The 26,754-nt window shown below is 54.6% G+C and carries 8 protein-coding genes; 2 read left to right on the top strand and 6 right to left on the bottom strand.

The window, feature by feature from the left end; genetic code table 11:
- Positions 1 to 121: 121 nt before the first annotated feature.
- Positions 122 to 16,375 carry a GEVED domain-containing protein gene (locus tag SH528x_RS34055; RefSeq protein ID WP_442507870.1) on the bottom strand — a complete coding sequence of 5,418 codons (16,254 nt, stop codon included), beginning with the start codon at positions 16,373 to 16,375 and terminating at the stop codon, positions 122 to 124.
- A gap of 519 nt (positions 16,376 to 16,894) precedes the next feature.
- Between SH528x_RS34055 and SH528x_RS34050 the strand changes: the two genes are divergently transcribed.
- Entirely contained in the window at positions 16,895 to 17,668 is a 774-nt protein-coding gene (locus SH528x_RS34050) for a tetratricopeptide repeat protein (RefSeq protein ID WP_442507869.1), read from the top strand.
- A 488-nt stretch (positions 17,669 to 18,156) separates the two neighbouring features.
- On the top strand, positions 18,157 to 19,761 hold the full coding sequence (locus tag SH528x_RS34045) for a glycine--tRNA ligase (RefSeq protein WP_442512230.1): 1,605 nt from the start codon (positions 18,157 to 18,159) through the stop codon (positions 19,759 to 19,761).
- 113 nt (positions 19,762 to 19,874) lie between these two features.
- On the opposite strand, the gene SH528x_RS34040 is transcribed toward SH528x_RS34045, so the two are convergent.
- From SH528x_RS34040 to SH528x_RS34020, 5 genes are all read right to left on the bottom strand, one after another.
- Positions 19,875 to 21,920 (bottom strand): ABC transporter ATP-binding protein, encoded by a 2,046-nt coding sequence (locus tag SH528x_RS34040; protein ID WP_442507868.1) that lies wholly within the window; start codon positions 21,918 to 21,920, stop codon positions 19,875 to 19,877.
- 54 nt (positions 21,921 to 21,974) lie between these two features.
- Positions 21,975 to 22,934, bottom strand: a complete 960-nt coding sequence (locus SH528x_RS34035; RefSeq protein WP_442507867.1) for a hypothetical protein — start codon at positions 22,932 to 22,934, stop codon at positions 21,975 to 21,977.
- A 530-nt stretch (positions 22,935 to 23,464) separates the two neighbouring features.
- The gene (locus SH528x_RS34030) at positions 23,465 to 24,061 is read right to left on the bottom strand and encodes a DUF2585 family protein (protein ID WP_442507866.1); all 597 of its coding nucleotides are present in this window, start codon (positions 24,059 to 24,061) and stop codon (positions 23,465 to 23,467) included.
- 12 nt (positions 24,062 to 24,073) lie between these two features.
- Positions 24,074 to 25,642 carry a hydroxysqualene dehydroxylase HpnE gene (hpnE, locus tag SH528x_RS34025; RefSeq protein ID WP_442507865.1) on the bottom strand — a complete coding sequence of 523 codons (1,569 nt, stop codon included), beginning with the start codon at positions 25,640 to 25,642 and terminating at the stop codon, positions 24,074 to 24,076.
- Positions 25,639 to 26,649 (bottom strand): phytoene/squalene synthase family protein, encoded by a 1,011-nt coding sequence (locus SH528x_RS34020; protein ID WP_442507864.1) that lies wholly within the window; start codon positions 26,647 to 26,649, stop codon positions 25,639 to 25,641. Before SH528x_RS34020 ends, hpnE begins: the two co-directional genes overlap by 4 nt.
- Between the last annotated feature and the right edge of the window lie 105 nt (positions 26,650 to 26,754).

Raw genomic sequence — 26,754 nt, 5'->3', positions numbered from 1 at the left:
TTTTGCTCGTGAATGCCGTCTGCTTTGGTACCGCTGGCGATTCAATCCGTCCCGCAGCCGCGTGTAAAAATGTTCGGATTAGCCGGGGCGGCTCGCGCCGCCCCTAACCGCTTCGAGCTCCTTAGAGATTGGCGAAGATCCGATCAAGAACCGACGTTTCGTCTTCGTTTTCGTTAGCCGACGAAGTGTCTTCTGCCAACGAATCGACGATCGAATCGAGGCTCGCTACGGCAGCGTGATCAAATACGCTTGCTGTGGACGATTCTCCTTCGGCTGCGATCGTTGAAACCGGGTCACGGCTGACCAGGGAGGCTTCATTCGCTTCGGCAACCAGAAGGTCTCCGACCGCTGTCGCTCCGGAGGCATAAACCCCGTTTGCCGCTGGCACGTATTGCGTGCTCACTTGCTCGCCAGAACCGCTAAAGGTATTGCGGTTCAGGTTCAGCTCGTTGATCACGTTCAGTGCATCGGAAACTGTGACGACGCCGTCGCTGTTGGTGTCAGGGAACGGCGGCAAGTCCGTCGGCGTTGCTTGATCCAAGCGGATGGTCGAAGCTCCTGCTCGATTGAGAGCATTGATAATTTGCAGTGCATCAAGTGGAGTGACCGCACCGTTGTTATTGACGTCGTTACGATTGATCGGGTTACGGAACGGGTTGTTCGAGACGAACAGTTTGATGTCTTCGACTTCGCCACTGGTGGCGACACCGAGAGAGCCAAGATTGTTATTCTCGCTGAGCCGGAATCGAGCGTAGATCTCGCCTAGCTTGGCGTTGTTAGGAACATTGACCGTAATTGTGTTTCCTGCACCAACGCCCACGAGAGGACGACCGCTGCCGGCCGAGCCAAATCGCTGGACTTCGCTTTCAGAGAATATGCCGTCGCCATTCCAGTCAAACCACGCGTCGAGATAAAACACTCCCGGAGCTTGAAGGGGTGTCGTGTCGCTCGGATCCGACGGCAGGTTGATATCGACCAAGAAGGTGGTCGAGAACCCAGGACGCACGGCTCCGTTGACGCGAACGCCATCGTCGTTGAGATCTCCGTTAGGAATTTGGGCATCGGCATCCGGCGTTACACCGCGACCGAGATACAAGTTCGGAATGACATTGTGTCGTGGCCCCCCATCGATTTCGAGCGATTTGTAAGGTGCAGGAGCGTCGCCATAATCGGCTCCACCACCGACAAAGACAACCAATTCGGTTGTGCCGGACGTAGTGTTGCTTTGCAGCAGATTGCCGACGTCATCGCGAATGATCGGTTGCGCGACCGCTCCGCTACCTGTCACAGTGCCGACTCCGTCGATGATCAATCGATCACCAACGATGGCGATCGTCACATTGGGAAGCCCAATGCTTTGGATCGCGGCTTGGTACAGCTCCGCTACTTGTTGGATCGTGGCATCGATCGGGATCACAACCGGGATCGTTGCTTTTTGGCCTGCCGATGAAAGCAATTGAAGAGCCGTATTGCTCAGATCGACCGCATAGTTTGCATCGCCACCAAGAGTAACGCGGCCATCACCAATATTCGCCGGATTCAGTCCCAGTCCCGCACCGGCGATCGCACGCACGAGTGCGTCCGCAATACCGCTAAGCGTTGGGTTCGCACCGATGAGCACAGGGATCGCACCCGGGGTGATCACGCCATTACCGGAATCTAATTCGAAGGTTCGAATCAGAGTCGCACCGCGTTGGATCACAAATGTTTGGCCATCTGCGATGTTATCGCTGACATTTGCCAAGTTGTTAGGAACACGAATGCCGAATCCAGCCGCCGTGCCGATCGCAGGTCCGGTGATGGTGTTGGTTACCCGAATGCTGTCGGATAGAGTCGCTCCATTGGCCAGAGGTGAGTCGGCCAAGATCACCACACGATTGTTCAACACAGACGATGTGACGTTCAGTCCTGATGCTTGAATTTGAGCGTTGAGGGCTTCTGCCAATTGTTGTGTGGAATCGGTGATGACCACAGGCACAAGGACACTGTTCGGATCATTTTGAGTCGCATTGGAATCAAATTCGAACGTTAACGAAGTCGTTCCGTCAAACACCGTTACGGTCTCGCCATCGGCGGCACCGAACAACGCTGATGTCATTGTGAACGTTGTGTTCGTAACCGTGACGGTGAACACGTCGCTCAGCGGAGTCGCCGAAGCGAGCGTTGAACCGCCCAACAGCTGGATCTGATTGTCCAGTGCCGTTGCATCGAGGTTTAGAATCGAAGCGTTAATCGCATCCGCCAATGCCGCCGTCAATTGCGGGACACTCAGGGTTGTAGCGACAGTCACGGGGACCGAAGCATTCAATCCCACGCCGCCGTTCACATTGCCATCGGTGTCAAATTCGAAGGTGACTTCGTTCTGACCATCAAAGATTCGGATTGATTGCCCGTCGATGTTATTGCCGAACAAGTTCGGAGTCACCACGATGTTGATGCCAGTGTCGGCTTCGAGTGTGGTGAACGAACCGTCCAATCCAATCACGGTGGTTAGGGCGCGGTCGGAGTAACTTGATCCGGTACGCACACGCAACACGGCATCGGTCGAGTCGAGCAAGCGAATGACATAAACCGAATTCTCTTGCCAGATTCCCGCCAAAGGAGTCAAGCGAATGACGTTGTTCGATGGATCATAGCCAAATCGGTAATCGATGCCTTCGACAAGCGTTTTTCCATCACGGGTGACCAGAAGTGCATCGCCCGTCACGCTGTCGTCGTCGATGCCCACTCCCGGAACTGGGTCTGCACCGGCAATGCCATCGATCAATTGAATATCGAACGTATTGAAAATGTCGCCTCGTGCGGTAACCACTTGGCCACCGCTGAGTCCAATGTCCGGAGCTCGTGGCGAGACCAAGACAGCCCGTGGTCCCACTTCGTCGGCGCGGTCTTCGGCACCACGGTCCTTAAAGACACGTTCGCCGATACCCGATGGGGTTTCCACATCGGGATCATCGACCCTGAGTTGGCCGTTGACGTCGAATGTAGGAGCGATGATTGGACTTGGTGGCAATCCAATCGCTCCGCGTACGGTTTTCAGCGAAGGACGATCTTCTAACGAGTCGATCGAGCTATCGATGATCGGTGTGCCGGCTCGCGGCGTGAACACCAATTGAACCGGATCGATAAAGACTTCCTGGGAAGCAATCACCTGTTGTGCAAAGGCACCCCGAGCGTCCGTTTGGCTGCTGCGAGCGTCCGTCGCGTTTCGATAATAGGTGGTTCCGCCGATTACCGTTTGCAAACTGGCATCGTCGATCGCGATTGCGGTTTGAGCGTTTGCGATCACATTATTCAGCAGCGTCGGTGCGGCACCTTGTTGGACCACAATCCCTTGGCTGCCGGGAACATAGATGTCGGCTGCGACGGTTGACAATGCACCCACCGCGTCAATGTCAGCTCCGACAGCACCTGTTGTCGAAGTGCCTTGGCCGAGATCGGTCAAACGCACGAATCCGAAACGGTCTTGTGCATTGAAACCAAACGCATCGAGGTCGATCGTAGCATCAATGCCTGCGACAACGCCGACATTGATAAAGTTGATTCCATCGCGGCTGACCGCGACCGAAACGCCTTCGATTGCACCCGTTTCAAAGATCACCAGGTCGGGGCGAGCATCGCCGCTGCCGGTCAAGAAGTTATCAGTGAAACCAACGGTTAGCACACCGCGACGACCGAGCGACGTGGTGAATTCGCCATCGACCGGTTCGAGTCCACGGCCGACAACGTCGGGAGCTCCGAGTGCTCTCTGCGGGTTGTTAAAGCCAGCGGAAACGTTGGCGCCGGCGGTGTAGCTGACCACGGTGTCGGCAAAGGAGATTTCGCCTTTGTCGAACAGCATGTCATTGAAGATGTCCGGGAACGCTTCGTCGGGTCGGCTCACATTTCCGCCCACGATCGTGTTGTTCAAAATTCGATCGAATGCGATCGGATTGCTTTGAGTTCCACCATTAGGGCCAAGGCCTGTGATACGGACTCCGGCATTCGCGTTGAACGCCAGGACATTGCTTTGGACGACAACCCCAGGCAGCAAGTCGTTGGTATTCAATTCGACCAGGTTGCGTGGGTAAACGATCGCCGCAGGAAGTTGGTCGGCTTGGTTGACCCCTTGAACGCGTGACTCAGCACCGCGATTGAGTTCGATACCGGCGTCGGCATTAAACAGGAAGCGGCTGTTTTCAATGATGATGACGCCTTGGTCATTTCGATCACGGTTGCTGTCACCGCGTAGTCCAAAGACATCGATCGAAGCAAAGGCAGTGCCGTCATCCGTGATCGTTGCATCACCGTATACGTTGATACGACTATCGCTGGAGCTGCCATTTGCTCCGGTAGCGGTAATGTTCAGGATCTGACGAACCGCAGAAGCACTCAGAGCGTTGATGATCGCCGTAGAGACTTCGTTGGCCGTTGCCGATTCGCTGACCACGATTGGGATTTGCGAGTTGGGAGAGTTGAGTCCGTTGCTAACGCCCGATGCGTCTGTTAAATCGAACTCGAACCTCAACTCGGCTCCCGCAGCACCCACGGTGAACGTAGCACCGTCGATCAATTCGTTTCCGGAAAATGCTCGTAATGCATAGCCATCGGTCAAGCGATCGTTGGTGTCAAAGGTGCGGAACTGAGCCGCGGCTTCGCTGTCGACGTATTCGCTTGCATCACGAATCTCTAGCTGGTAAGCACCCGTGACCGTCGGTTGGGTCGGACGAGGCGTCGAGGTGAAGAATCGCGTTCCGTCCTCAACAAAGGTTTCGGTCGCTGTCACCACACGCGAATCGGTTACGAGTTCACCGCGTTCAGCGAACCCGATGATGATGTCGTCAATGAAGACACCCTCGTGATTGTTGTCGGCGGTTCCCGCGAGGAAGCCTGCCGCATATTGATCGCCGTAACGAAGTTGTTCGTTAATAAACGGTCCAAAGTTGTCAATCGTCAGACCGCCAGTGCGTACCATGGCACCCGATGTGGGGACGAACGAAGTGTCGCCGTCGCTGAATCGACTGGCAAGAGCTTGCGAGATCGCTTCGGCAACTTGCGGAGCCGTGTCAAATCGGCTGACCTGAATCGGCCGTCCGGTTAACGCTTGCTGTCCGCTGATTGGCAACAAGGTTGGCGATGACGATGTGATCGTGGCTGTGCCATCGACTTCGATCAGATTTCCATCGGTTCGTGCGGTGATCGGTGAAAGGAAGATGACCGATACGGTGTACGAATCGATCTGGCCGGTCTGGGCCGTTCCTGCGATGCGAGGATCGTAGGTTGAGTTACCAATTCCGCTGATCCCAATGAAAATGGGGCCAGTTTCAGTGGCGGTCACTTGGACCGTATCACGTTCGAGATTGACAAACCCAGGTAATTCGTTGCCCTTCGCATCGAAGAAGCGAATTGCGGCATTCAAGGCAGGATTCGTGACGAGGTCGACGTCAACGAATATTGTGGTTCCGGCAGCGACATTGGCACGGACAAGGTCCACGTCGTTCAGATTTGACGGGGTCCCCAAGGCATCTACCGAGCCAATCCGGCCGATTCCCTTGATCGTGGAATTGCCGCCCGAGTAAGGCAGTTGCGTTGCTTGGTACAACAAGTCGTTGCGTTCGCCTGTGACGCCAGGAGTATCGCTTGGATCCGAGAAGTTGAAGTTTTCCACAACATTGTATTGCGGAATTGGCAGCCCGGCGGCCAACGACAACGCTGCGGCAATCTCTAACTGAGACAACTGGTTCAGCGTCGTGGTGGACAACGGATTGATCAGATCGACGCTGACTTCGTTGGTTGCGACAGGACGGGTTCCGTCGTTCAAGATGAAGGTTTGGCCAGCGTACTCGATCACTTCTCGGTAATCAGGGTCCAAGTAGCGAGTCGCGAGTACAGCACCCGATGGGACCAATCGTTTGAGATCGACCGTGTCCGCGATCAGCGTCGCAATCTTGCTGGCACTTAGGTCTTCGAGCGTCGTTCCGACTGGTTGAGCAGACAACAAGTCGATGCGAATTTGATTCGCAGCCACTGGGCGAATGCCATCGTCCAGAACGTACTGTTGTCCATCGACGGTCACCACTGCGACGGCGTTTGGATCAGGGCCATACAATGCCGCGAGTTGGCGGCCCGATGGGGCGCTGACCGCAGGTGCCAAGTCGATCGCAAACGATTCGCCGTTGACGACAAGTTGCGAGTTTTCGACAAGAGAATTGCCTGCAACCGCACGGATCGACGGGGTGCCCGTCGTTGTTTTACCAGCGGTCGAGAACTCGATTCGCATGCTCAGGTTGGATTGACCCGCAAACGGTTGCAACGGCACGCGTGCTTGACGCCAATTTCCGGTGTTGTCGAAGAGTTGTTGAACTTCGACATCGATGTCATCGTCGTACAGCGAACCCGTTAAGAGGCTGTTCGTGGATGGATCATCAAATTCATCGTCGTTTTCGCCGCTGTTACGGAAATTGCTGTTGCTGGCGACGAGATGTTCGACGCCATTCTGGTCAACGATGTAAACGCGTAGCGAATCACGTGCACCATTGATGGTGGCAACGTCGTCAGCGTCGAGGAAATAGCTGAAGTAAAGCGTCGGTAAATCGGTTGCCGCATATCCAGCAAGACTGAACGTGTTACTTTGAACTTCGCCCTTCGCTCCACCAGGCATGTTGTAGGTGTTAACAATGCTGGTGCCGTCCACTCGCGTGCCATTTGGCACTTCTTGCGAATGAGCGTATTTGCTTTGGAACAGAGGAATGTCTTCAAAGTTAAACGCCAGACTGTTTCCACCGATAGTGCTTTGGCGAGTGTCACTGAAATTACTACTGACACCATGGCCTGGGTCGGTGTCACGACGCTCCGTGACATGCCACAGATTGTAATCCAGGATGCTGAAGTCCAATCCAAGTGCACCACCGATTCCCGTCGAAATCATCGATCGGCCACCCGCAAAGACGGGTTGCAATTCACCTCGCGTATTGAACGCGTAGATGTCGCCTCCGCCTGTTACACCGAACAAAATCTGACGCAATTCGCCATCTTCGACACTGGTTGGCCCTGCACGCAGGCCGGTGAAGTTGATACCAACTAAGTCAGTTGATGAGAGCACATATTGTCCAACCGTGCGGTTGCCAATCGACGAGGCGAGTTGGCCGGTTGGGACAACAAAAAGTCCCCCGGTGTCGGTGATCGCGTACAGGTTGTTGTTGACTAACTCGACACCGGTCACGGTTCCGCCCGTTGGCAAGCCACCCGCAGTCAAGTTGCCCGTTGGCAAACTTGCAGCACTGCCGACTGGATCGCCGATGAATCCGCCGACGATACGAACCGAATGAGCATCGGTGGCTCCAGCGTCGATGAATGCATTGACGTTTGGCAAATCGCCTGCCGAGTTGGCTTGGTCGACGGCATTAACAATGCGTTGTGCCACAACCCCGGCGGTGTCGGTCGGGAACAATGGAATACGGAAGTTGCCGCTTTCAACGCCCGGGGATCCGCTCAACACCAAACTTGTCGAAGTTGCGATCGGGTTCGTTTGGATCGAAACGGTTTCGGCATTTGGAATCGAAAGTTGGCTTCCTGCAGCTGACACCGAAATGCCTGCGCCACGAATCGCCGCGGCCAATCGTTCGATCAACGCCTCGGGGCCGAGGTTGGTCGAGATGACAACGGGGATGTTCGTGCCAGTGACGTTTGCTGGATCGCTGACGAACTCAAATACCTTGGCTGTTTGACCTGGCAATTTGACCAAGACGGTATCGCCAAACGGAATGGTCCGCGGATTACCAAGCGTGCCGTCAGGATTGAGTACTGGCGAATTGTTGATGCTAAGGGTGAAGCCTTGGTCGAATTCGAAGGTGACAGTTTCGACTTGATTTGTCAGCGTGAATCGGTCGCCATCGAACAAGCTCTGTGTCGCAATGCCTGCGGAGTTCACTTCGGTTGCCGCAGTGAAGCCAAGTTGTAGCGGTCGAGCACCGACGGGAGCCGTCGTGTTGATTTGACCAATCTCGCGTCGACTTGTGCCGGCACCTGGAATGTTGACATCCAGATTGAAGTTACCGCCGTTGATCAGACCGGTGTTTTCGTTGAATCCGTACAGGATGTTCGTGGTATAGGCCAAACCGTTCTGTGGGAACGGGCGATTGCCTACCAAGAAACCTGTCTCGGCATTCAGGAATTCACGAATCGTGATCGCTTCGACTTCCAACCCGTCATTACTGGCGACATTCAATACGGTCGGAGCAACTGGTGGTGGACTGCTCAGGTGATGGGTCGTGATACCACCTCCGACCGAAATCGGTGTGCCCAAGGCTCCGGTGGCTGTGTCGATGCTGTAGTAAGCCCATGAGGTATCGGAGGGCTGACGATTGCTGAAGCCGGTGTAGGCAAACAGCTCACCGTTGCTGCCAAAGGCGACGTCGCGAACTTCGTCTCCGAATCCACCGAGGAAACCACTGCCTTGGAACGCCGATGTGTAAGTTGCACCGGTGTAAGGGTTGACCAAGAACAATCCGCTACCGGTGTTGACGTATAGCATGACGTCATCAAACGTGTAATCGATGATCGAATCTTGGTCGAACAGAACTGGGAACTGAGGAGTCGACGCAGTACCACTAATCGGCAGGATTTCGAAGTGTTCTTCGACAACTCGCTGTACCGAGTCAATTGGCTCGAGACGCAATGTCGGGTTGGTCGAGGCAGGATCAAAGAACTGATCCAACGGTTGAGGAACACGTTGTTGGTTCGACACGGCAACGTAATAGATGCCTTCTGACAACTCAGCCGATCCGATGAACGGGTCGCCTGTTCCGAACGATCCACGTGAAAGGTCTTCGGCGTTCGCACTGCCAAGCGGTTGGTCGTCCGCAATGTTGCTGTCGGTGCCGATCAGCACCAATTGACCCGCCTCGTTGAAGACGTAAATCGCGGTATCGGTTCGTGCCAAGCCGTCGGCGTAATCGAGGTCGAATGCCGTCGCCAAGTACAGGGCGGCATTGTCGCGAGTCAAGTTTTCATACTTGATATCGAATTGGTACCAATCCACGTCGGTCAAACTATCGATCACGCCGCCGATGGTCTTGGACAATCGGTCGCTCGACAGTGGGCCGTTGTTGCGAGCCGCGATCGGGTTGCCAGCCGCATCGAGAATTGGATTGCCAGCCGCATCCACTAGGTTCTCGTCGTCGATCGCAACCGAGTACAACCCCAAACGTTGAGCTGTACTTAATGTGTCGTTTACGGTATCGAGTTCGTATTCATCTCCCGCAAGCGGACTGTGGATTGGACCACCGATCACTTGGATTCCGTTCACAGCGAATCGTACATCGCTGAACCGAACCTGGGTTCCAGCATGCTCGTCGACTTCTTGCAAACGAATTTGCATTTGATAAGAGCCCGAGGTCAACCCGCGACGCAGACTCGATGGGACAGATGCAGCCGTTTGTCCCGAGACGATCAAGGATTGATTCGAGCCAGATTCGACGCTACTGCTTCTCACTCGCACGTGATAAACGTTTCGTTGTCCTGCTTCGCCCGGCAAAATGATCCGCATGCCCGCATCACGTGGATTTGTCGAGAACAAATCCTGGTGATCTTGTGTGGTTATGTTTGGATCGTTTGCTGAAATCAGATTCAGTGCGCGAGCATTATTGGCAGGGAATCGTCCATCGGGTGCAACCAAGCGGTTTTGCGTGCCCAGTGATTCGGCCATCGAGTTGTCGGACAATACCAACGTGTTTCCGTTCGCGTCAATCAATTCGATGACCGTATCGAGCCGCATATCGGTGCGGTCGATATCGAGCCAAACTTGAGTGCCCGCTTGACCGATGAACGAATAAACGTCGATGTCGCTCGATTGGCTAATCGAACCGTCAACGATAAATCCAAGTCGGCGGTTTTCGTCGCCCGAGCTTTGGTTAGGAGCGAGTTCACCGAGGAACTGCGATTGGCCAGGCGTGGGGTTGGTGTCCGAAACGCCCACGTTGCGTGGTTCGTTCTCGGTTGTGATCGAAACGTTGCGATCGTCTGCGGCTTCGCGAATCGTGATGCCGTCCCAATCGCCACTGCCTTCGATATTCAGCGGCAATTGGACTTCGAACGGGTTCGCAGGATCGCTAGGGATCCATTCGATGAAACTAGTGACTTTGGCTCGGTCCTGGTTCGAATCAAGCGTCCACGCGAAACTGGTGCCAATATCGCCAATGCCAAATGCTGCGGTGGCGTTAGGGAACAATGGATCGTTGGCTTGAGCGGTTAACGCTTGGTCGATGTCACCCAACACGGTGAACGCTGTGTTTTCTGTGTCCACCGCCGTTAGTAGACGAGCGGCATCGTCGGCCATCCAGCCATCGTAAGTCGCGTTGAACTGGTTCGTTCCGTCGTTAACGTAAATACCACCATGGCTGAAACCGACTCGGTTTTGCCCATTGATGACCATCGCACGGAAATCTTGTTCACCTGGAACGCCGACACTGTACAAGGTGTCTGTGTTTCCGTTGCCGACGTCCGCGTCGAGATAGTTGACGACTTGGATATTGTCGATGATCGCATCACCAAAGTCACGATTGTCCGGCGTGAAAAACTCAACCGTGGTGTACATCACCGCACGGTTGTCCAAGAAGAACGTCGTGGCAACCCAGTTCACCGGACGGGGGTCGGCAGCGGTTGCGTTCAACATGTTGAACGTACCTTCACTGATTACCGTATCGCTTGAGATCAGCTGAGCGGGACGTGTGATCGTCGTTTGACTTAAACGGAAGGTCGTGTCCACAAGGCGGAATGGAGCCCCTGCTGGTAAGGGCAGATAGTCAATGTCGACGATGGTGGTTTCCAGGAAACCGTAGTTTTGCTGTTGCAGTCGAGTGACAGTGGCTTGGTCGATTCCAGTGACTGAGATGTTGGTCACCTCATTGCCATCGGTAACGGTGCCCTCGAAGAATCCAATGACGTTCGGGTCAATGTCGTTGTCGATGCGGGTGCCATTGTCGACTTCGCGGTCGGTACGGTCGTACTCAGGGCCAACGGGAAGCCCCGCAGGCGTGGCAGTGGTCGTGGTTTGAGACGACAAAATCGATTGACGAACGCCGTTAGCATCCGTGTCAACCGAAGGCAATCCATCAGGTCGGAAACCAGCGCCAATCGTATCGTCGACCAACGCGGTCAATACGACGGGGAAGTCGGGATGTCCGACGATTTGCAAGCTACCACCGATGCGGTCGGCAATGTCTTGGAATTGATCTTCGGACGTTTGTAGGTTACCGCCAGCAACGATGCCTGCGGTCGGCCCATCGAATTTCACAACCAGGCTTCCGCGTGCATCGCTTTCCAGACGCATGCCGCCATAAATATGCTGGTTCGGGATCGAAATGGTGTCACGAACGATGTGAACAATATCGACGTCGTCCAACACCACTTCGGTCGATACCGAACCGCCGCGGACTTCGATACCGTTGAGACCAAATCGGTCAACGGTGTCAGGAAGGTCTTCGTCTTGTGCCAGACGATTTCCCTGAATCAATGGACCACTGTTTCCAGTCGAGCGAACGGCATCGATCTTGCCAGTGCTACGTCCCGCATCGGAAAGTTCGTTGAATGAAAAACTATTGACGTCAAACGTGCCGACGGGACCGTAACCACCGATAAAGGTGTTGTTGACGATCACAGGTTGCGAGGCTCGTACAAACACGGTGCCGCTGGCGTTGCCGCTGCGGCCGCCACGGTCGGGATCATCCGCGGGGACGACTTCGCGACCATCGTCATTCATTTCAAATCGGCTGTTCGCTAGCCGCAGGTCACCTTGGTGAACTTCAATCGCATTGAAGCTAGCGAATCCACCTGGGATACGAGAGATGCCACCGCCACCGGCGATGACAGCGTGGTCGATCGATGCTGCACCGCCGAAACCGACGTATAGACCAGCCCAGTCGCCGTGCTGTAGTTCGGCAGTCGTGTTGGTGCTATTGGTGTCGAATGTTCCGCCTGCACCATAACGATTGTCCGCCAAGCTTGTCATGACAACAGGGCGTTCGGTAGTACCTTCGGCGTAGAAATGGCCACCAAACGTGACGTCGATGCGAGCGCCATCAAGTTTAATGATCGTGCCTGGGTCAACCTTCAGACCTGCATCGAGTCGCGCCGTTCGTTGTCCGGTCGTCGCGGCAAGCGCTGTGGTTCCGGCAAGTGCGGTGTCGATGAAAGCTGTGTCGCTGGCGTTCAAGCTAGCGACCAACAAATAGGGGCCATCACTTCCATCGGCCTGAACCGTCGCACGATAAAGTCGGCGTGACGAGAACGTCGACGATGCTGGCACGGTGGGTAGTCCCGTTAACTGAAACGCACCGTCATCGGTCAAAGTAAACGCGGCAGTCGGTTGGCTTGCATCACTTTCGCCGCCGCTTGCATCAGCGAACGTCATTCGGTAGCGGTACGATCCAGCGACAATGTTGCCTTCCAATGGGACGCCTACAGCGTCCAGGGTCGTTGCCCGGATCAACAAACTGACCGGTGCATCGACCTTTTGCAACAAACCACCCGCTGAGCCAGTGATTTGCAGATTCTCGGTCAACACGTGAACGATATCGGTATCGTCCAATCGAGCGCCAACGGTCAGCGGTTGTAATTCGCCGCCCGTTCGTGTGGCAACGCGAACGAACAAGCCGTTGATGGTGTTCTCGGAAAGAACGTTACCACGGATGTGAGGTCCGACTCGCGAGTAATCGGGGGTGAACGTCGCACCACTTGCGGTCGACGTCATGAATCGTGACTCAGCGAACGTATCCGGCGTCGCTGACATCGCAGCATCGGCAGACACGCTAATTTCACTGTTAATGATCGTAGGTCGCGTGACTGCCATGTCGATCGGGCTAACGACGACTTGGCGTCCATCAATCGAAACTTGACCGCCACCGTAGCGAAGATCGGCGTACTGAATGTGGTTAAGGAATATGCCTTGGTCTTCAAGGAACTTGCGTGACTCGTCAGCCGAGTCGATGTCGCCGCGGAAATCGATCCCGCCCCAATCGCCTTTGGACGCACTATCCGGTTGATTTGGATTGAGGTCGTCATTGAAACTGGTAAACACAACGCTGCCGGGAATCGCGACTCCATTGGCGTCCGTGATGATCCGTCCGTTGGAACCGATCAATGTGGGTGTGCCCAAAATTTGCAGCGACGATTGGCTTTGGTCAACCAGCGGTGCGGTGCTGCCGACGGCAACCCGGCTGCGACGCATCTTGAACACGGCACCCGCGTCGACTACCAGATTGACGCCCTTAGGAACGACAATCGATTCACCATCGGGAAGTGCGATGCCGCGATTATCTTTTCCGACTTGGTAGGCAAAGTTATCCTCCAGCGTGCTGATATCGCCATCAACGCCGCCGTTACCGACCACTCGAATGGTGTCGCCCGGCAACGCTGCCGCTAACGCGTCTTTCAAGTTGAGATAAGGATTCGGGGTCGAGCGGTTCAGGTCAGGATTGGTCGCCGCTTTGTCAACGAACAACGTGGTGTTGGGATCATTGGGCACAAACCAAAAATTGAACAAGCCGCCGGTGTTGCCATCGAGATCGCCATCCAGTGCGTTGCCGGAATTGTCTTTGATTGCGTCCGCTGCGGTGGCTCGGAACGCGAGTGACAATTCGTACGTGCCTTCACTCTTGCCACCGAATCCGCTGCCGGGGGTTGCTGGATCGTACGTTGTGTTGCCCGAAGAACTAACGGCAATCGCGTAGGTGCCGGTTTCAGTCAAGTCCAACTCGATCATCGAATCGTTGCTGAAGTAATCGTCGTTCGCGGCGACCTCGGTGTACTTGCCGGTGATTCCATCACGCTTGTACAGACGAAGCGCCGTGTTCAGCAGACTTGCACTAGGCAATCGCTCTGCCATCGTTTCGATGCTGATCTTGCCGGGCTGTGTCAATGTGAACTTGTACACATCGATATCGTTGCTTTCCGGGCGGTACAGGAATTGTCCGTTGACAATGTCGGCGACACTTGGAAACGCTGGCTCGTTGTCGGTGCCCGGATTCAATACGGACGCAGTACTTTGGGTTACCGGTTGAGGCAGGTGATCGGCATAGCCATAGCCAAGCAATTGTCCAACGGCAAGAAACGCTCCGCGGAAGAACTCGCCACCCAGTTGATCGTCAGTCGATTGATCAAAGTCTTGGAAGTCCAATACTACAAGATCGTCCACGCCGTCAACGTTACGGTCACGGGTCGCTACCACAACCGCTTCGGGGCCGGTGGTCTGAACCGAACCGTCTGGATTGCGAATCGCAGTCGCACTATTGACGCGAGGGTCAGCACCATACAGTTCACCGACAGCAATCGAGAACGAGGATGCATCGGTTAACCCACCCTCGGTTTCAACGAATTGAACTCCGAGGTATTCGCTAAACAGCGACAAGACTTCACGTACACGCGCTTTCTGCTGTTCGGTGATCAGGTTGAAGTATTCGCGAGACTCGTCGATACCCGCTTTGGTCGGATCGTCACCCAACCAGCTATTGACGAAATTGTATTGGAATACCGAAATTCCCGATTCATCGTCGGCGCCACGGCGAAAGATGTCCAGCGGAATCGTGCGATCGAGTCGCGATGGATCATCCGGTCGCAAATTGCGAGTTCCGGGTGCGCCGGCACCGGGAAGATTTAGGTCGTAATTGCTGGTGTTGCGGATCTCGCTGGTCAAACGGGCCGATTGAATGCCGGCGTTCGGATTGCTGCTGATCGTCCAGGTGTTGTTCAGGTTCAACGCATTGGTGAAATTGTCCGCAGGATCCGTGCTGACGGGAATTTGAGTTGGCGTCACCTTAATCGGTTCGCTCGAACCGATTCGCAATCGCGCAGTGCCCTTTATAAATGTGTTGCCATTGCCAAGCGGGTCGACAACGCGAGACAGCGCACTTGGGAACTCAAGTCGAACGACCTTGGTCAACGGATTGTAGATGGCCGACGTTGGAGCCATTTCCACATCGTCGCTGCTGGTCAACGTATCTCGCGTGTAGATCAGACGATAAAGGTCTTCACGTTCCAGTGACGCGACATTTACATCACCACCGTCAACGTGAACCTCGATCACATTCGGAGCCGAGTTCAGCGTGCCATTGGCAGCCCGGGTGACCGGTTGAGGAACCACCGCAAGGACTTTGGGGCCACCGTTGACGGTGAATTGACCGCTAACGCTGATTCCATCGTTAAAGAATTCGCCGTTTTCGTTCTGCAAGCCCAACGCGCCGGCGGCATTGATATCGATGCGATAAGTATCGTCAGGCAGTGTTTCGGCGAAACGGAAAACGACCTCGCGAGGTGAATCGCCCAGACCCACGAAACCAGGTTGAATGACCGAATCACTCGCTCCGCTAAGTACCAGAGGCGAGAATGTTGGCGCGCGGTTGCCCATCAACGTCGCACCGCTGCCGAATTCGAGCGACGCCGTCACCAAGCGTGACGCTTCGTCGTTGCTGTTGATCGCCAACAAAAATTGATCGATCGTCGTCTCGAAACCGGGAGTCGAGTTAACTTGCAACTCGACAGTATTACCACTGACCAAAACCAGCGGCAAAGCTGATCCGCCAAAGTTACGTTGTTTGACAATTACCTGCGTGCCCGTGCCGGCTGCACCGGTTTGCGTTGCGGTCAAACGAACGCGGCTCGCACCGTTGGTTCCCAAATCGGTGAGCGCTTGCGCCGCATTAGCACCGGTAAGAGTCAGGCTGCGGCTGGTGTCGACACTCAAGCCCACTTTGGCTAACGAGGCGCCGCTGACCTGCTGAACACTGATGAATTGATTCACGGACGCGGTGTTGTTAACCGCGCTGACCAAATCGGCCACGGTAGCAGGACGACCTAGAGCGCTGTTCAAATTCAGTGTGATCACCGGTTGAATACCCGATGAATTGACCGAGGTGACCACTGGAAGCCCGTTGGAGCCTCGATCGCTCGTCGCGAAAACAACCTGGGTGCCGTTTCCGGAGATGCCCGACGTCTGGGCACGGAATTCGACCAAAACCGCACCGTTGGTTCCCAAGTCGGTGGTCGCATTGGCAGCTTCAAAGAATCCGTCGCTACCAGCGCGCGTGATCGTAATCCCCGCCAAGCTTTCAGGCGAAATCACCGCGTCATCATTGAACCGGAATACCAGCTCGCGCGGAGACACTTTCAGCTCCGGAACGCTGGTTGGCAATGTATTGGTGATCTGAGTTTCGAAGTCCCGAAACAAGTCACCCTCATTGCTTTGAACGCCGATCAACTCGGGGCCCGCAAGCAATTGACGCGTTTCAAGCTTCTCGGAGAGCATACGACGCTCCTTGCGACGACGCTTCATGCGCAGTCGATCCGACAAGTTGCGAACTTTTTTCTCGATACCGTCTCGAACACTCGATTTACGGTTGGTCATCAAACAGCCTCTTATTCAGTGCCAATGGCAATGGCAAAAATGTGTTTTGGAATCTGCGAAAAAGCTTTCCAACTTTTGGCACAGGAACGGATGCGGCCCCGTTGGAACCACGCGATAAGTCTGTAAGCCAATCAATCTCACTCGGGAAGAAAGTGAGGTCGAAAAGGCATAAAATGTTGGAATGAGTGCTTTGGTGAAAATGGGTTAACTGGGGTGTCTGTACGCAGAGCCTGTTCTGAATTCTAGTTGTGGATTAGCGTCAAGCAACGAAAATCGTCTGCTGTACGGGGTTTAGATCCGTTTTGGGTACATTTAACCGCACCTACGTTTCCCCCGATTCGCGGCGATATTGGACGATTCGTTAGAACCGAAAGTTCCGCTATTGCCCTGTGAATCCTTGCGTTGCTAACGTTCGAAATAATTCGCACCGTAAATCCAGAAAATGACCACTAATGGAGGGGTTTTCGGGGCATGTCGGCCGAACATCGCTTCGCAACCCACGTCAGGATGACTTATCTCATGACTGGACAAACGTATCCTGTCGCACTTTCGTTTCGCTTCGTCACGCGCTTTGCCGCCCTTGGGCCCATCGCGTTGATGTCGCTTGTTTGCTCTTCCGGTTGCCAGTGGGCCGCAAGTGGTAAAAACGCTCAAGGAGCGCGACTTTACGAACAAGGCCAATACACCGCGGCACTACAGCAGTTCCAGCAGGTGATCGAAACCGACCCGCAAAACGCGGATGGCTACTACAACTTGGCCGCTACCAAACACCGGTTGGGGAATCAGCGCGGGGAGAGTGAATTGGTCCAGCAAGCCGAGTCGCTCTATAACCAATGTCTCGACTACGATCCCAACCACGTGGATTGCCACCGCGGGCTCGGAGTGCTGTTGGTTGACACAGGGCGTGCCGATCGTGCTTTTGCCCTGTTGAAGAACTGGGCAGCCCAGAATCCAACGTTTGCGGAGCCGCGAATCGAGCTGGCTCGTCTGTACGAAGAGTACGGTGAACCCCAAACCGCCTTAAAGTACCTGGAAGATTCCGTTCAATTGGATGCCAACAACGCTCGGGCGTGGCTGGCGCTGGGACGTCTTCGCGAAAATTCAGGCGACTTGCAGCAGGCGTTGCAGAACTATCAGCGAAGCTTGGCTCTAAACAATATGCAACCTTCGGCCGCCGAGCGAATCGCTTCGTTGAGCCAGCATTTAAACGCGGCACCGATGCAAACAACCCAAGGTGGTGGCACTCAAATAGCCTCGCCGGTCGGGTATGACAGCGGATTCATCCGCCGCTAGAGCCGAAAATCTCAAGTTCCCTCCGTCTGCCTGGTTCCCAGGCAGAGCCCCAAAGCCGTAAGCGACTTTCTGGTAGCTACCTTCGCCAGAAGGTGGTGATTCGCGTTGGATGTCAACACTCCACGCTCTGGCGAGCGTAGCTACGAAACGCAACTGCTGTAATTTGCAGCGTAATCATCGTTCACCGCGTTGGGCAGAGCCTCGGGAACGAGGGTTTCCGTCTATTCTCGTGAGCCGTCAGCTGCTGAGTCATCGCCATCTTAACTCGATGCGTAAGCGAGGGACCTCCGGCAACATCCTGCTGCGGAATCACCGCCTCGACTGACGCTGTGGAACCACTCAATCGGTGTGGTAGGCCTCGGATTTAGCAAACCGCGTCCCGCTTGCTTTGTCCACTCTCGTCGAAACCAGGAAAAAGGCCTACGATTGGCGATTCGTTTCAATCGGATCCCGTTCCTCTTTCTCCTGTAAAACGCATCATGAAGTCGATGGAAAAAATCGTGTCGTTGTGCAAGCGACGTGGCTACTTGTTTCAATCCAGCGAGATTTATGGTGGTATCCAAGGCTTTTGGGACTACGGACCGCTCGGCGTCGAGCTGAAGAAAAACCTCAAAGACGCGTGGTGGCACGACATGATCAGCGGCCACAATGAGTTGGTGAAACCCAAATCGGCTCCGACGCCGTTCGAAATGGTAGGTCTCGACTGCACCATTATCATGCATCCCCAGGTTTGGAAGTGCAGCGGTCACTACGACCTGTTCCACGATCACATGGTGGATTGCCGCGAGTCCAAGAAACGATATCGATTCGATCAAATTCGAGGCCGCTGGGTCGAGTACCAGGACAAGAAGGTGTTCGTCACGACGATGGCGGAAGCTGAGCACGAGGCCGAAGAGGTCCGACGCCGTGGAATGAAGTTCTTCAAACTTCGCAACAAGGATGCCGACAAAATCACCATTGGCGACGATTCGCTGACGCTCGACAAGCTTGATTCCACATCCGTGGTGCTTGCTCCGGATGCGAAAAACTTGGATACGCTAACCGAGCCTCGCGAATTCAATTTGATGTTCAAAACGACGCTCGGAGCCCTGGGTGGCGAAGACGATACGACGTTTCTTCGTCCTGAAACTGCGCAGGGAATCTTTGTTAACTTCAAGAATGTGCTCGACAGCAGCCGTGTGTCGGTTCCTTTCGGAATTGGCCAAGTCGGAAAGAGTTTTCGCAATGAGATTACGCCGCGAAACTTTACCTTCCGTTCGCGTGAATTCGAACAGATGGAAATCGAGTTCTTCTGTCATCCGGACCAGTCGCACGAATGGTATGGCTATTGGCGAGATCGCCGCTTGGCGTGGTACAAGGACTTGGGGCTGTCCGACGAGTCGTTGATCATGCGTGAGCATCATCAAGAGGAACTTGCGCATTACAGCGTTGGTACCGCGGACATCGAGTACGCATTCCCCTTCTTGCCCGAGGGCGAATACGGCGAACTCGAAGGGATTGCACACCGAGGTGACTTCGATTTACGCAGCCACATGGAAGGCAAGCTCGATCCATCGACACGTCCGATGCAAGTCGAACTAGGTGAAAACGGCAAGCCCAAATATCGAGGCAGCGGGCGTGATCTAACCTGTCGTGACGAAGCGACCAACGAGAAATTTGTGCCCCACGTGATTGAACCTTCTGCGGGTGCGGACAGGGCCGTGTTGGCGTTTCTCTGCGAGGCTTATACCGAAGACGAGGCTCCCGACGAAAACGGCAAGATGCAAACGCGAGTCGTGATGAAGTTGCATCCTCGCTTGGCTCCGATCAAAGCGGCGGTCTTTCCGCTAGTCAAGAAAGATGGCATGCCTGAGATTGCTCAAGAGATCTATGGCGAGCTGAAGCGGCACATGAACGTGTTCTATGATGAAAAGGGAGCGGTCGGACGTCGCTATCGCCGACAAGACGAAGCCGGCACGCCATTTTGCATCACGGTCGATACCGAGACGTTGACCGATCGAACCGTAACCGTTCGTGACCGCGACACGTTAGAGCAACGTCGCGTCAAGATTGACGACCTGTTGGCAGATCTACAGGCACGTATCAACGCCTAGAGAAGCGTTGCCTGAATAGGCTTAGGGCCGGTTCCCACCGGCCGAGTTGTGATTGGCCGAGTTGTGATTGGCCGGTGGGAACCGGCCCTACATCTCTGTCCACGGATATTCTCTTAAGCCGCGATCGACTTGGCGACTATTTCTTGCTGGTGAAGCAGTTGATACGCCTCCGATGTACGGATCAGTTCGTCATGAGTGCCCGTGGCGGTGATCTTGCCTTGTTCCATCACGATGATTCGGTCGGCCAACGTTAGAGTTGATAGACGGTGCGTGATCATCAATGCGGTCCGGCCCTGCAGGAACGTCTCCAATGCTTCGTGGATCAGGCGTTCGCTTTCGGGGTCAATCTGGCTGGTGGCTTCATCCAATACGATCAATGGTGAGTCGCGTAAGATAGCGCGTGCCAGTGTCAAGCGTTGTCGTTGCCCGCCGGAAAGTTGGTTGCCATGCTCGCCAATTCTCGTGTCGAAACCATTGGGCAACGCTTCGATAAACGATAACGCATGCGATTGTTCTGCGGCTTGGCGAATTCGCTCGGGGTCCACCGATCCACATCCATAGGCAATGTTTTTGGCGACGGTATCGTCGAACAAGGCCGCTTGTTGGCTGACCACGGTAACGTACCGGCGAAGATCGCGAACGGAATACTCTTTTAGCGAATGGCCATCGAGCAAGACTTCGCCTTCGCGCGGGTCGTAGAAGCGTGGCAGCAAGTCGACCATCGTACTCTTGCCAGATCCATTAGCACCGACGATGGCGATTCGTTCGCCCGCGTGAATGTTGGCGTTAATTTTGTCCAGCACCGTTTGGTCACTTCGATAACCAAAGCTGACGTTTTTAAAGCACAGGTCAACCGGGCCGCTTGGTAGAGTTCGAGGATGCTTGGGTTCTTCGATTTTTCGTGGGCAATCGAGGTGTGCGTACAATCGATCTGCGGCCAGAGCACCGAGTCGAATGTTCATGTGCACGCCACCGAGCTTTCGCAACGGGTCGGTCGCTCCTAAAAGCAACCCATAGAACAGCACTAATGTGCTGAACGTCATCTGGCTGCTCGACATACGGATGCCGAAAATATGCGTGTGTTCGCCAAGGACGAGGTAGCCGCCGGCAAGTAGCGACAGACATACGACTCCGGTGCCGAGCACTTCGTTATTGCCACGAAGCAACGCGTCATACCAAGTGATACGAACTTGTTGTTGATATAGTTTTGCCGCCGTTTCGCGTACGGCGCGACGTTCGGGGGCTTCGGTGTTATGGGCTTTGATGGCTTTGACGTAGGTCAGCGATTGAACCAATTGGTTCATCAATCCCGCCGATCCTTCCATCGCTCGAAGCGTGGTTTGTTTGATCGATTGATTGATTCGCAACAGCACAATCATCGCGGCCGGGCAGACCAACAGTGACACGATCAATAGTCGCCAATTGACCATCGCTGCACCGGCGATGCATGTCGCCAATTTGAGCGGTTCACGTAGCAGACGACCGATCAGTGTTTGTACAGTGCTGCCAATGTGGATGGTTTCGTAATTCACTCGGCTTGCGAGCGCACCGGTGCCGTGGCGATTGATTTCTGCCAAATCGCTCGACAGCAAGGATCTGAAAAGTTCGTTTTGGAGCCGGAAAACCACGCCTTGCGAGACACGGGTCACCAGCACCATGTTTGCGCCCAGCAGCACGCAGCGAATGACTGTCATCGCGATCACAAACACAATCACGGCGACGAGTGTTCCAAACGGTGTCGTTGGCGAGTAGGCCTCAATATAAGGCTGAGCCGCCTCGTGAATTCGCAGGCGTTGATGAATCGCTTCGCGTCGGGCGGTCGCTTCAAGGCTCGAAAGCGAATCGCTTGATGTCGGTGCAGACGCTTGAGATGCCGATGCAGCTAATGCAACGTCGCTCGCGTCGTTTGCTTTCAGAATAACCTCGGGGCTGCTGTCGGCCGTTCCGTCTAGTTCGGCCAGTTCCGACTGTAATTGAGTCGTTTGCTGTGTCGACCAAGACGATACCGTTTGCCCGTCAAAGATGACTTCGACAAACGGATAGACGGCGGCGAGATTGCTTCCCCACGTCAATGCGATCAAGAGCGAGCATAGCGTGGCCATTACAACGGACCAGCGATACTGGGCGACCAGACGCACCGCTCGGAATAGATTTTTCATGCCAATTCAATAGAGAGTCGGGGAAGCCGTTTTGATAAGTGTCGTGACAACGTATCAGGCTGCTTTAGATTGCTTCGAGACACCCGACGACAAAGTCGCAGGGGAAACTCTCTCATTATGTCGCGATTGGGTACGCTCTACAATTTTTAAGACGGTGGGCTCGGGATCTTTTGCTTCTAAGATCGCCGCTAGCATTGGCTCACTTGGGTGCATTTTAGTTCGACTGGAGAATCTGCCAAAAAATACGCTTCGTTCGACAGTGGGCTCAGAAACAACTTCACCGGTAATGCACGCCGTCAAAAACGCTTCTTTGTCTTGCAGGTAGCCATGGAGCAAGACCTTTTCGGGATCTTGAAGGTCACTGTCGATTCGGTCAAGCGTGGAAAAGGCGATCGACGGGGTACTGCTATAGCCACCGTGTTCGCGGAGCAAGTCGCCCAAACGAACATCAAAGATGCCATCCTGATACTCTTGGCTAACTTGTTGGACCAAGTCACGACGATAGCAAGCACCGCCATTGATGTGCTTCGAGATCCATTTCACACGCTTGATAGGGCGATGACGAAACGGATTGTGCAAGCGGAACTTTGCTTGGAATTCGCGGTACACATCGGGAACCTCGCAGCCCATCAGCAAGACGTCACCGCTGCTTTGCCACTGTTCGTCCAGTCGATCAAGCCAGTTGGGTTTGACGGGGCACATGTCCGATTCCATCCACAACGCGAAATCGTTCCTGCCTTCACTGCCTTGAGCTACATGACGCATGCTGTCCCAAAACATCGCTGTTGCACCGAACGGATAACCGAACACTTGGGATGGGCAATGGAAATGACGAGAGGGAGCAACACGTGATGCCGATCGCATCAGCCGATCATTGGGTTCCGTCCGAGGACTCGCCGAGAGCAAAAATTCAAACTCGCACTTCGGTGCATCCATCGTCAGCATGTGGTCGAGAATCCGCTCGTAACGATCGACTTCTGCTTCCGAAAAATAGGGCAGGATAATTGTATGCATCGATTTTTGTTTTTGAGATGGGAGGGACGGATTTGATGCATCGCCACCAACGAATGCATTGATGGAGGCGACGTTTGGCATCATCGGCAAGGGATATATCGGTAGGAACTTGTAGCGGCAATAACAATTATTTGGTGGGTGGGGAGAGTATTGCTAAAAAAGTTGGATAACTCATCAAGAACGCTTTCGTCTCAACCGGAGAATCAATTTCAAAAACGTTCGAGGGCAATGTCCAACTTTGGAGCGACTTCCGCACGCTCGCGACTTTGTGTTCACTCTCATTTGGCAACAAACAAAACCTTCAGTAGCAATCGAATTCAGATTTGCTATCAAAGTTTTCGCTCGCTGAGCCAGGATTGGTCCGCAATTGACCGAATGTTTATCGATGGAACGATCAAATTCGCGAACAAATTTCGGTCTTTCGACGCTTTGCTAAGTCAGAACTCTTTTTTTCGCAAAATAGCAGGCGATGTTGCAATAGCTTTTTCAGTCTCGCCCGTTGCTAAAAACTCATCGCGACTGCTTGAGACTTAATTTCCTGAAGCTTGCCAGTCATGGATCGCCTCGATCGGGAAGACCAGCATGATGATGTTCAGCGCCAAACTGTCGCGAATCCAAAGGACAGAGATGAGTTCCAGCGAGAAGACGGCAATGATAGCTATCCAAATGCCAAATCGATGGCGGGACGCGATTGCAATCAACGTCCCCGTCACGCACATCAAATAATCTGAGATCGAATTTAGAATGCTATCGCCGAAGTAGTCCAGCGAGATGGTGGTTTCTCGATAACGCTGGATCATCCATGGCGTGTTCTCGGTGACCTCCCAAATTGCTTCGATGGCGGCAATCACGATGAGAATCGTAAACTGGCTCACTTGCTTGCCTGCTAGCAAATGAAGGATCACCCACAACGCGAATCCGTGTTCCAGATGGGAAAGTGAATAGGGATCCATCAAGTGCTGAGAATTATGGCTCGTCCAAATGTCCCACGACCAGGGAGACAAGTCGCCGATTTGGCACCACCAAACACGACCCAGCATTGCCAAGATGAAAGTCATCAAGGCCGCGATTCCCACGAGTCCGTAAGACGTCTTGGCGATGGGGGATTGTGATGAAAACAAGTTCACGGATTTCGGAGCTTAAGGAGCGATGATACGGTTGGCTAACCAGCTGCGTTTTAGTCCCGGATCGGTAGCAATGCTCGGCAACCCCGCATTTTCGAAGACACCGCTGGCAGCTTGGATGCCGCTGATCACGGCGCCTTCCATCGTCGCGGGCCAACCGGTGCGTGTCCAGTCGCCCGCCAGACATAGCCAGGGCAATTCAGCCGGGGCAGGGCAGGGGGGCGGACGAAGTCGCTGGACTGCGGGGCGGATCGAAAATACCGAATTTGGATCGGTCACGACGCGGTGCCGCAGTAGAGTTGCCGTCTTGGCCGCGGGAAATACGGCGGTTAATTCAGACAACACTTGCGCGACCATCGCCTCTTTTGACGATCCGCTCATCGGATGCGATCCGCTAATCACGACTTGGTAGTAGTGCTCGGAGTTTGCTTCTGCGGATTCGGATTGGCTAAGGACCGTCGGAGTAATTGCTTTCGTAGCGGAACGCGTCAAGAGTTTCGACCAGCCCGGAAAACGAAAGTTTTGACGACTTCCGCTACAGGAAAACCCGTCAGTTATTGTTCCAACGGCGCTAAACGGCTGGCGAAACAACCACTGCGTCAATGAATCGACCAAGACCGCGTGAGGCCGCGTGGTGATCTGTCGATCGAACCACAAGTGAATTCCGCTGATCGGCGATGCCGGAATACTCGCAAACGATTCGAGATCAGCAATGGCAGCGGTGACCGCCCGGTCGTCGAGCAGTCGGGCGATCACATACCACGGTACCGCGCTGATCACGTGGTCGGCCTCGATCCGCTGTCCGTCGCGTGTGAGCACGCATTGCAGTTGTCCTTGTCGGGTTTCGATCGCTTGCACCGCGGTTCCGCATCGTATTTCGATGCCTCTTTTTGTCAGCGCGTCGACAAGGTCGCGTCCGACGAGCGTCCTCAGCGGGCGATCAGGAACGAGCACGTCGGACGCGCCGCGAGCTGCTGCGAAACCATCCACAAAGACTTTGCGTGCTGCTGCCATCGAAGTGTATTGGCTGTGTTCTCCCAACGCACTGGTCAAAATCACATCCCAGAACGAGCGAATGCTCCGGTCACTCTGCCCCTGGCACCGAAGCCAATCCAACGCAACCACGTCGTCGAGTTGCCGCGAGGGTGTGCGAATCAGTTTCCACAGTCCTCGGCGAATCTCGCTTTTTTGCTTGCGATCCAAATACGTCAATTTCCCAATCCCCGTTGCCAGGTGCAGCGGCGCGGGAAGCCATCGCGAGGGGCTGAATTCGCTGGGTGAAAAGTCGGGGTGAAAGAACGTAAGCTTCCCATATCGCCGCATCGCATCGGCAAGTCCATTACGAGCGAGAAGTCCTAGCAGATTGGTGCAGCAGCCCATTGCGACATGTTGGCAATAGTCAACCGTTTCTCCGGTGACAGGGTCGTCGAACGAGCCCGCTCGACCACCCGCGGTTCGTTTGGCTTCGAGCACCGTGACGCGGAATCGTTCTGGATGGTTGTGGGCGATGCATTCGGCGGCCGCCAATCCAGCTAGCCCGCCCCCGACGATCACGACATGTCGACGTTCCGGATTCGCCGTCATGGCCGCGTGGTTTCTTTGGACTCAGCTTGGTTGCGTGCCTGACCCACTTCGACGGGCGGGACAGGCAGTCGGCGAAAACTAGGAGGCCAGAAGTGTTGTGAGACGATCCCAATACGATCGCTCTGAGACAACGTGATGCGGCGGATTGCGATTCGAGTCGGATCTTCCTCGATTCGCGTCAGCAGTCGTCGATAGGTTCGCCACATCATGCTGAACATCGGCTGTCCATCGGGGTGAACACTGTCCCAGACTCGCCATCCCGAATCGAATAACCGCTTGGCTCGCTCGATCTCGTCTTGGATCAAACATCGCAAACGATCATCGCGGCGGAGCGTCAAAATGTCGTCTTCGCACAAACCGTGCTGTTCGTAGTGTTGCCGCGGCAAATAGATCCGTCCGCGTTTGGCATCTTCGACGACATCACGTAGCACGTTGGTCAACTGAAACGCCAGTCCACAGTCAACGGCGGCTTCATAAGGCAAAGGTTCCTCGAATTCCCAGATATGCAAACAGGCTAATCCGACTGCCGAGGCGACGAGGTAGCAGTAATGTTCGAGTTGTTCGTAGGTGTCGAAGCGGGTCTTTTGTTGATCGGCCAACACACCGTCAATGATCTCCAACAGATAGCGTGAGGGGATTTTATATTGGGTCGAGGCGTGTCGCAGTGCCGGTAAAATCTCTTGAGCTTGTTGATGCAGTCGAGCGGCCCATTTCGGTTCTTCACCAATCGGTCCCTCGGGCAATGCGATGGTCGAAGGTTGGTTTTCGTTGATCAAGTTGATGGCGATGGTTTGTCGCCACCACTCGAGCCATCGCCCGCGTATCGCCGTCGGTTCATCGCAATCCCCAATGTCATCGGTAATCCGAGCGAAGGCGTACAGCGAGCACATTGCTTGGCGTTTGCCTCGCGGCAGCAGCCAGAACGAACGATAAAAGTTGCTGCCACTACGTCGCGAAATGCGACGAGCGAAGCGGTAGCTAGCGGCAACGGAAATGTCCTCGTTCATGCCATGATGATACTCGGGTGCCGAGGGGATGGGGGATGCCCGGTCGTCTAAACTTCGCCTGAATCGCCGAAGTATCTTGCTGGCAACCTCGCCCGAGATTGGGGG

It is taken from the genome of Novipirellula methanifontis, from assembly GCF_052161655.1.
Classification (GTDB): Bacteria; Planctomycetota; Planctomycetia; order Pirellulales; family Pirellulaceae; genus Novipirellula.
The sequence above is the reverse complement of the archived record's forward strand: the minus strand, read 5'-3'. Positions and strand labels throughout refer to the sequence as shown.